This is a genomic window from Senegalia sp. (in: firmicutes), from assembly GCF_052088025.1.
Classification (GTDB): Bacteria; Bacillota; Clostridia; order Tissierellales; family SIT17; genus Anaeromonas.
Window position 1 is genome coordinate 1 of record NZ_JBQCYD010000088.1, and the last position, 3,210, is coordinate 3,210.

Consider the following 3,210-nt stretch of genomic DNA (forward strand, 5'->3'; position numbering starts at 1 on the left):
ATTAAAAAAGCCTACTTAAATGAAATGTTTGTGTAGAAAGAAAGGGGGAGTTTCGTGGGAAATCATAAAAAAACTTCATCTGAAAGAAACTTTCAGGAAAGATTTGTAAGGGAGTTAGAAAAGTATAGATGGATAGCTCCGGATGAATTAAATGGGAATAAGAAAAAAGTAACAGAAGATGATCTAATAGCTCACTGGAGAGGTGAACTAAATCGTATTAATGCTGATCAATTAGAAGGAGTACCACTTACTGATACTGAATTTGCACAAGTACTTTCAAAGGTAAATGCTATAGATAACAGCTTTGAAGCTGCTAAGATACTTGCTATGGAAGGGTCCATTGGTAAAATAGATGGAATCTATAGGGATGATAATCCTAAAGTTACTAGAAAGCAAATAACTCTTACTATCTTTAAAAAAGCAGAGGTAAGGGGTGGTGATTCAAGCTATAAAATAGCTAGAGAAATTACCACTTCAAATAATAATAGATTTGATATTGTACTATTAATTAATGGATTGCCCTTAATTAATATTGAACAAAAGCGTGCTGATAAAACATTAGATGAAGCATTTGGACAATTTAAAAGATACTATAGGGACGGGGAATATATAAATAATTTTTTTGTCTTTTCTCAGATGATGGTAATTACATCTGAAGTAGCTACAAGATATTTTGCCACACCAAAGTCCATAAATGATTTCAACTTAAGTTTTGTTTTTGGCTGGGCGAATAAAAATAATAGACCCGTTAATAATTGGCAGGATATAGTGGCTCAATTCTTAATGATACCTATGGCCCACCAACTGGTAGGAGATTATTTGATAATAGATGAGGCAGAAGAAGAGGAAAACAAAAGGCATATGATTATGCGTTCCTATCAGGTTTATGCACTTCAAGCTGTAGAAGGCGCTGCCTTTGGTTGGGATAATAAGGAGAAGATACCTCATGGAGGATATGTTTGGCATACTACTGGTTCAGGTAAGACCATTACAAGTTTTAAAACTGCCTTATTTTTATCTACTAGAGGAGGTTTTGACAAAGTTATATTTTTAGTAGATAGAAGGGAGCTCGATAAGAAAACTAGTGAAAATTTTAAGGCCTATGCTGCATATGAATCTGTATCAGTAGATGATACAAAGCATACTTATCTCCTTAGAAAACAGTTACTTTCTCCTAGGAAAGGGATAGTAGTAACTACAACTTTCAAACTTAATAGTCTGGTTAAAGATTTAGTAGAGGCTAAAGATTTTACTTTTTCAAATAAAAAAATAATATTTATAATAGATGAAGCTCATAGGACAACCATGGGTCAGATGATGGGGAATATAAAGGACTATTTTAAAAAGAATGGCTTATTTTATGGATTTACAGGCACACCACTTTTTGATGAAAATGAAATTACAGGTATGGTAAATGAAAAAAGTGAAGTTATAGACACCACAGAAAAATTATTTGGTCCAGAACTTCATAAGTATACCATTGATGAAGCAATAGCAGATGGAAATGTATTGGGCTTTCATGTTGACTATATTAATACTGGTGAATTTTTAAATCATGAAGATTTAAAAGAGCAAATAAAAGAACAAATACAAGAAGAAAAGCCAGATATGACAGGTCTTGAAATTGAGCGAATGGTACAAGGATGGAATAATGCTCAAGTTGAAAAGGAAGCAACTAAAAGAAAAATCCTTATATACCATGATGGAACTCATATAGCTAGGGTAGTTAAAGAAATACTTTCTAATTGGGAAGAACAATCACAGAAGATGACCTTTAATGCAATTTTAACTGTTGCCTATAAGGATCGTGTAATTAAATACTATAATGAATTTAAAGAACAATTAAAATCAAATGAATATAAAATAAATATTGCTATGACATTTAGTTTTGGAAATGAAAATGATGTAGACAATATCCCAGTGGAAATAATAGAGACTATGTTTAAAGATTATGGGGAATTTACTGGTATAGAATTTATTTGTGGAGATAGAAAAAGAGGAGAAGATGCGTACTTTGAAGATATAGTAGCTCGTGGTACTCGTGGAGGCAGTGGTCGTAATAAAAAGAATATAGATCTTATTATTGTTGCAGACCAGCTACTGACAGGGTATGATTCTAAATTCTTAAATACCTTATATGTAGATAGATCTTTAGAACTTCAAGGATTAATTCAAGCATATTCTAGAACTAACCGTATTTATGGTAAAAACAAGGAATTTGGAACTATTGTTAACTTTAAATATCCTAAAATAACTGAAGAACAAGTGAACAGAGCTTTAAGGCTATATGGAAGTGGAGGCTCTAGTAGCAGGGTTATAGTAGAGCATTATATAAGTGCAGTAGAAAAATTTTCTCTAAAGATAAAAGAAATGATAAAAGCTTTACCAGATCCTACAGAATGGGAAAATTTAAAAACAAATAGCGAAAGAAAAGAATTGTTTATTTTATCATTTAAAGATGCAAATGAACAGTTAAGATTAGTTATGCAGTACTATGAATTTAAATGGGATGAAGAGTCCTTTGATATAGATGAACATACATGGCTAAAATATGTAGGAGCCTATAAAAATTTGATATATAAAGAAAGTATGCCTTATGAAGATGAACCTATTATGCCCTTAGTAGGAAAAACAAAATTATCAGCAAGTCAGGTTATAGATGCAAATCATATATTAAATTTAATAGGAAATAAGGTAAGAGCAGAAAAGGGAATCCAAACTATAGATGAAGAGACTTTAAGAATTATATATCAAGAAATTCAAGAATTAAGTAATGTAGGTGAAGATGAGCAAGCCAAGCTATTAAAAGAATTTGTAGAAACAGAGTTAGTACCAGGTAACTTACCAAGTGATTTAAATTTTGATGAATTATATGAAAAATGGAAAAATAAAAAGGTGGAAAAAGAAATAAGTAAATTTTCACAAGAATGGGGTATAGACCAATCATTATTATCTAAATCAGTAGATCACTTTTCTATAGTTGAAGAAGACTCTATACCTTATATTACTGAAATATCAGCCAATGTTGACTTTAATAAAGCCACAAAACAAGAAGCAAGAAGCCAGTTAGAACACACTATGAAGTTATTAAACGAGGCTCTACCCCAATGGCTTATAGAAGTTAAGAAAAAATATAATTAAATAATAGAAAGTAGAAATGACACTGCCTTTAGCAGTGTCATTTCTACTTTCTATTGGGAACAGCGTAAG

General features: G+C 31.3%; 1 protein-coding gene. It reads left to right on the forward strand.

Annotated elements, in window-relative coordinates; translation table 11 throughout:
* Positions 1-54 precede the first annotated feature (54 nt).
* A complete protein-coding gene (locus tag ACTHUW_RS12590; protein ID WP_442213518.1) occupies positions 55-3,141 on the forward strand; it encodes a type I restriction endonuclease subunit R in 3,087 nt (1,028 codons plus the stop codon).
* Positions 3,142-3,210: the final 69 nt, after the last annotated feature.